The organism is Nodosilinea sp. LEGE 07088 (assembly GCF_015207395.1).
Taxonomy (GTDB): Bacteria; Cyanobacteriota; Cyanobacteriia; order Phormidesmidales; family Phormidesmidaceae; genus Nodosilinea.
On the sequence record NZ_JADEWX010000285.1, the window covers coordinates 1 to 4,653 of the forward strand.

Annotated in this window: 6 protein-coding genes; 4 read left to right on the forward strand and 2 right to left on the reverse strand. The window is 53.4% G+C overall.

Annotated features, from left to right (window positions below):
• Positions 1 to 272, forward strand: a 272-nt coding sequence (locus IQ254_RS29785) for an IS30 family transposase (RefSeq protein WP_193969121.1), incomplete at its 5' end; no start/stop codon positions are given.
• Here the strand turns inward: IQ254_RS29785 and IQ254_RS29790 are convergent.
• A complete protein-coding gene (locus tag IQ254_RS29790) occupies positions 181 to 759 on the reverse strand; it encodes a transposase (RefSeq protein ID WP_193969763.1) in 579 nt (192 codons plus the stop codon). The genes IQ254_RS29785 and IQ254_RS29790 overlap by 92 nt on opposite strands.
• Entirely contained in the window at positions 744 to 1,145 is a 402-nt protein-coding gene (locus IQ254_RS29795) for a transposase (RefSeq protein ID WP_193969764.1), read from the reverse strand. The genes IQ254_RS29790 and IQ254_RS29795 overlap by 16 nt, the downstream gene beginning before the upstream one ends.
• A 403-nt stretch (positions 1,146 to 1,548) precedes the next feature.
• Between IQ254_RS29795 and IQ254_RS29800 the strand changes: the two genes are divergently transcribed.
• The 3 genes from IQ254_RS29800 (at position 1,549) to hpsO (ending at position 4,601) form a co-directional block, all read left to right on the forward strand.
• Positions 1,549 to 2,016 (forward strand): RidA family protein, encoded by a 468-nt coding sequence (locus IQ254_RS29800; protein ID WP_193969766.1) that lies wholly within the window; start codon positions 1,549 to 1,551, stop codon positions 2,014 to 2,016.
• Positions 2,017 to 2,167: 151 nt separating this feature from the next.
• Complete coding sequence (locus IQ254_RS29805) at positions 2,168 to 3,202, forward strand: endonuclease/exonuclease/phosphatase family protein (protein ID WP_193969765.1); 1,035 nt, start codon at positions 2,168 to 2,170, stop codon at positions 3,200 to 3,202.
• 184 nt (positions 3,203 to 3,386) lie between these two features.
• Positions 3,387 to 4,601: a hormogonium polysaccharide biosynthesis glycosyltransferase HpsO gene (hpsO, locus tag IQ254_RS29810; RefSeq protein ID WP_193969767.1), complete on the forward strand. Its 1,215-nt coding sequence runs from the start codon at positions 3,387 to 3,389 to the stop codon at positions 4,599 to 4,601.
• The last annotated feature ends 52 nt before the right edge of the window (positions 4,602 to 4,653 follow it).

Consider the following 4,653-nt stretch of genomic DNA (forward strand, 5'->3'; position numbering starts at 1 on the left):
TTAGTAATCATGCAGAGTTGAGTAAGGAGTTGGAACTATTGTGTTACTTTGCTAATCCTTATCATTCCTGGGAGCGAGGTCTCAATGAACATACGAATGGATTATTAAGACAGTTTTTTCCAAAGCAAACAAATTTCAAAATCGTCAAACCGGAGACATTAGAAAGAGCCGTCATGTTGATTAACAAAAGACCAAGAAAATCGCTTGACTATAAAACGCCATTTGAAGTATTCTATTCAGATAAATCAGACGCTGATGCACTTCAGATTTGAATTGGCATTCTAAGTCAGAATAAGTCCTCGCTTCGAGTGAACGTAATATAGACTTAACCTTTGACCAGAAATTTTCAATTGGGGAAAATTCAGGAGAGCAGGGTGGCAAATAAATGAGTCTCGCACCAACCTGGCTAATCAACTTATCAATTTCTTTCCCTAGATGAATTGAGCAGTTATCCATAATGACGCAAGCTCCTTCCCATAACTGTGGCACCAATCTCTGGGCAATAAAAGCTTCAAATGTCAAACCATCAACGGCTCCCATAATGTTTGCACTAGCTACAACCCCCTTTAAACCTATCGCTCCGATAATGGAAACGTTCTTACCCCGCTTTTGAGGACGTTTTCCGTGGGCTCGACTACCTTTGGCAGAGCGGGCGTTCAATCGAGTCAAAGCCAGATTAACCCCAGACTCATCAAGAAAGATAAGATTCTGAGCCAGAATGCCTTGAAGCATCTGCCAAAATGCTACACGTTTGAGCAAGACACGCTCGCTTTCCTTTTCGTCGGCATGGAACGTCTTTTTTTTAATGTCAGGCCTAATTTATCCAGGGCTCTATCAATCGTCGAGCGACTGACATCAACACCTGCTTCAGCAGCTAACAGATCCCGCAGTTCTTCTAGAGTGGCGTCATTGTGTTCTTCGACCAAACGATGAAGTATAGAAAGATGCTCATTATTCAGCTTGGGAGTGGTCTGCTGAGTGCGAACCTTAGGTGCCACTGAATCTGTTTCTCGATATTGCTTAATCAGTTTTTGAATAAAACTCGGAGCAACACTAAATCGATTTGCTAATTTTCGTTGCGAAACACCTTCGTCTTCATAGGCCTTGGTAATCTTTCGGCGGAAGGCTGGTGAATAAGGTTTCATCGCTATTATGTTAAAGTAGATTTAAGAAGTACAAATTGTACCTCGCTAGAGTGGGAATTGCTGTATGTACAAGAAACTGTCGGTAATTCTAAGATATCTAATTGGTACGAGAAGTTAATGTGGGTAGTGCCCACCCTACATGATTGGCGGAGGAAAGTGCCAACCCAACCCTCCGCAAAGCACCACTTTAGGAAAAGTGCGATGTGAGTTCCGCCGTGTTCTTCCGGCTGACCCTCTGGGAACGTTTCTCTGTAGTGCCAGCTCGCGTCGTCGTACTTCATGGTGGATTCAGTGACGGCTAACAATCTTGTTCCTCGTACTCGACGGCGTTCGTGGCTCAGCTCGAATATTAGGCCGCACCAGGAAGGTCATGGCAGTGGTAATGCCGGATGAGGTATCGGATATGACATCAGCGATCGATCAGAAGCTACAGGCGCTCGGCATAGAACTTCCCACCCCAAGCGCTCCCGGTGCAAACTACGTTCCAACGGTACGAACCGGGAATCTCCTCCTGATCACGGGACAGCTATCGCAATGGAACGGCGAGCGCCGCTTTGTTGGCAAACTGGGGCGCGAGTTCTCCGTTGAAGAGGGTCAGCAAGCGGCGCGGTTATGCGCCCTCAACCTCGTGGCCCATGCTCGCGAGGCACTGGGTGGTAACCTCGACCACGTCGTGCGCTGCTTGCGGGTTGCGGGCTATGTCAACAGCATGCCAGAGTTTACCGGGCAATCACAGGTGATCAACGGGGCATCAGATCTGTTTGTCCAGGTCTTCGGCAAAGCTGGTCGGCATACACGAATGGCTATTGGCGTCGCGGCGTTGCCCTATGGAGTAGCTGTGGAAGTCGAGGCGCTTCTAGAGGTTTCGTAAGAGCGAGGGCATGAAAAGACTCGGATCACGATGCTGCCAGCGATCGCAGTAGGGCTTGCTCAGGCAGACCGTTTCCGGAAACGCCGGGTCAAGCCGTGAAGTTTGCCCTAGCGAGAATGACCCCTGGATGTCTTACAGCGAGGTATCGGCTATGGCCAGACGAACTCAGTTTGCCGTGTCAACCCTGAACCTCTACAACCTCAACTTGCCTGGGCTACGGATGTACCGAGATCCCGATGGCTGGGATCAGGTTGACTACGATCGCAAACTAGAGTGGCTGCGCCGCACCATCGTTCAGCATCCGTCGGACGTGTGGGGATTTCAGGAACTGTGGCACCAAGCAGCCTTAGAAGCGGTGTTTGGCCACCCTGACCTGACTGACTATGCCCTGCTGGTGCCAACCGGGCAGACCGGGCAAAAAATTGTCTGCGCTGGTGCAGTCAAAAAAGACATTCTAGTTGGCGATCCGGAGTGGATCGATCGCTTTCCCGAAAAATTTCGCCTCCAGAGCGGCGGCGGCGACCCCCAGACCCCCGACGTTGCGGTGAGAATCGACGGCTTCTCCAGGCCGGTATTGCATTTTAAGGTGCGCCCGCGCTCAAACGGTGCGCCGATCTCGGTTTATGTGGCCCACTTCAAGTCTAAGGCCCCCACCCAGATCTACAGGGAAGGCTGGTATCGGGACGATGACACCTACTACAGACGCCACAGCGATGCCTTAGGTAGCGCCCTCTCGACCATTCGCCGCACGGCGGAAGCCACGGCCCTGCGGATGATGCTGACCGAAGTACTCAAGGGCACCGATGACGCGGTCGTGGTGCTGGGCGACCTCAACGACGGCCACACCAGTAACACACTCAACATTCTCACGGGCCAGCCCAACTACATTCTCAGCGGGCTAGAGCAGGGCGGCAGCGATACGGATCTCTACGCCGTGAGCCGATTGCAGCAGTACCGTAGCGATCGCGACGTTTACTACACCCACATTTACCAAAACCTGCGCGAATCCCTCGACCATATTCTGGTGTCCCAGGAGTTTTACGACAACTCCCGCAAGCGCCAGTGGGCCTTCAAGGGCATGGATATTGTCAATGACCACCTCAACTACGACGACCACAAAGCCGATGGTTCCTCCGACCACGGACTGGTGAGGGCATGCTTTGAGTATCGCCCTGCTAAAGCCTGAGCCAGATTTTAGATTTTGGATTGGCAGCAGAGTGTGTTCTCCCGACGGTAGCGCCTGCGGAGCAAATATCGAGTTCAAAATCACCCCAGTTCAAAATCGCCAGTCCAAAATCCAAAATCGATTGGCTGGCCCTAGCTGCCCTCTGGGCACCCTAAATCTGCCCCTCAACCGGAGTGCCGCTGCCATGCGCGTGCTTGTGCTCAGTCACACCTACATCGTTGACCTCAACCGCGAGAAGCTGCGGGCGCTGGCTCAGCTATCCCCCGAGATGGACGTGGTTGTGGGAGTGCCCCGGCGCTGGCGACCTGGCGGGGTACAAAATCGAGTGGTTGTGTCTGAACCGCTTCAGCAGGGAAACTTTCGGGTACAGCCCCTGAGTAACCTGAGCCAAAATAATCAAGGTTTGCTCACCTTTGGCCCCGACCTAGTGCAGTTGCTGCGCACCTTTCGCCCGCAGATCATCCAGGTTGAGCAGGGTGCCAAAGCCCTGGCCTATGCCCAAACCATCACCCTCAATCGCCTGCTGGGGCTCAAGGCCAAGAATGTCTTTTTTACCTGGTGGAATTTGCCCTACCGGCTTAAATTCCCCATCTCTGCGCTAGAAGCCTATAACCTGAGGAATACCCATGGTCTGGTTGTGGGCAATCAGGATGGGGCAGATATTTTGCGCGATCGCCCTCCTGGGCGAGCCTTTGGCCAACGCGGCTACAACGGCCCCTACCAAGTCATGCCCCAGCTCGGCGTCGATGAAACCATCTTTCAGCCCCAGCCCCAGCCCCAGCCCCAGCTAGCCGAGTCCCTCGCTATCCCCAACGATACCTTCGTGGTGGGCTACTGCGGTCGCTTTGTTGAAGAGAAGGGACTGCTCACCCTCTGCGATGCTCTAGCTACTCTGCGAGCCCATCCCCAGCCCTGGGTGTGGCTGCTGGTGGGCCGGGGTGACCTGCGCGACACCATTCAAGCCAGAGCCGAGGCGGCGGGCATTGGCGATCGCCTGCGCTGGGTTACCGACATCCCCCACGATCAGGTACCCCGGTATATCAACCTGATGCATAGCCTGGTGCTGCCTTCGGAGACTACTGATCGGTTCAAAACCCTCACCTCCAGCGGTTGGAAAGAACAGTTCGGCCACGTACTGATCGAAGCTATGGCCTGCGCCGTCCCCGTCATCGGCTCCGACTCCGGCGAAATTCCCCACGTCATCGATCAGGCCGGGCTGGTCTTCCCCGAAGGCAACGCCCCTGCCCTGGCCAATCACCTGCGGCTTTTAATCGAGCACCCTACCCGTCGGCAAGAACTAGCTGAGGCCGGCTACCACCGTGCCATGAGTCGGTATACCAACCGAGCGCTGGCCAAACAATTGCTTGCCTTCTATGAAGAAATTGGCGTTGAAAAATGAGGAAAGTGAGGTGGTAGGTAAGGACAGTGAAAAAAATCCCATCCCCCCATCC

Coding starts and splice junctions, on each gene's coding strand:
- IQ254_RS29805 (WP_193969765.1), top strand. CDS start 2,168: ATGGCCAGACGAACTCAGTTTGCCGTGTCAACCCTGAACCTCTACAAC.
- IQ254_RS29795 (WP_193969764.1), bottom strand. CDS start 1,145: ATGAAACCTTATTCACCAGCCTTCCGCCGAAAGATTACCAAGGCCTAT.
- IQ254_RS29800 (WP_193969766.1), top strand. CDS start 1,549: ATGACATCAGCGATCGATCAGAAGCTACAGGCGCTCGGCATAGAACTT.
- hpsO (WP_193969767.1), top strand. CDS start 3,387: ATGCGCGTGCTTGTGCTCAGTCACACCTACATCGTTGACCTCAACCGC.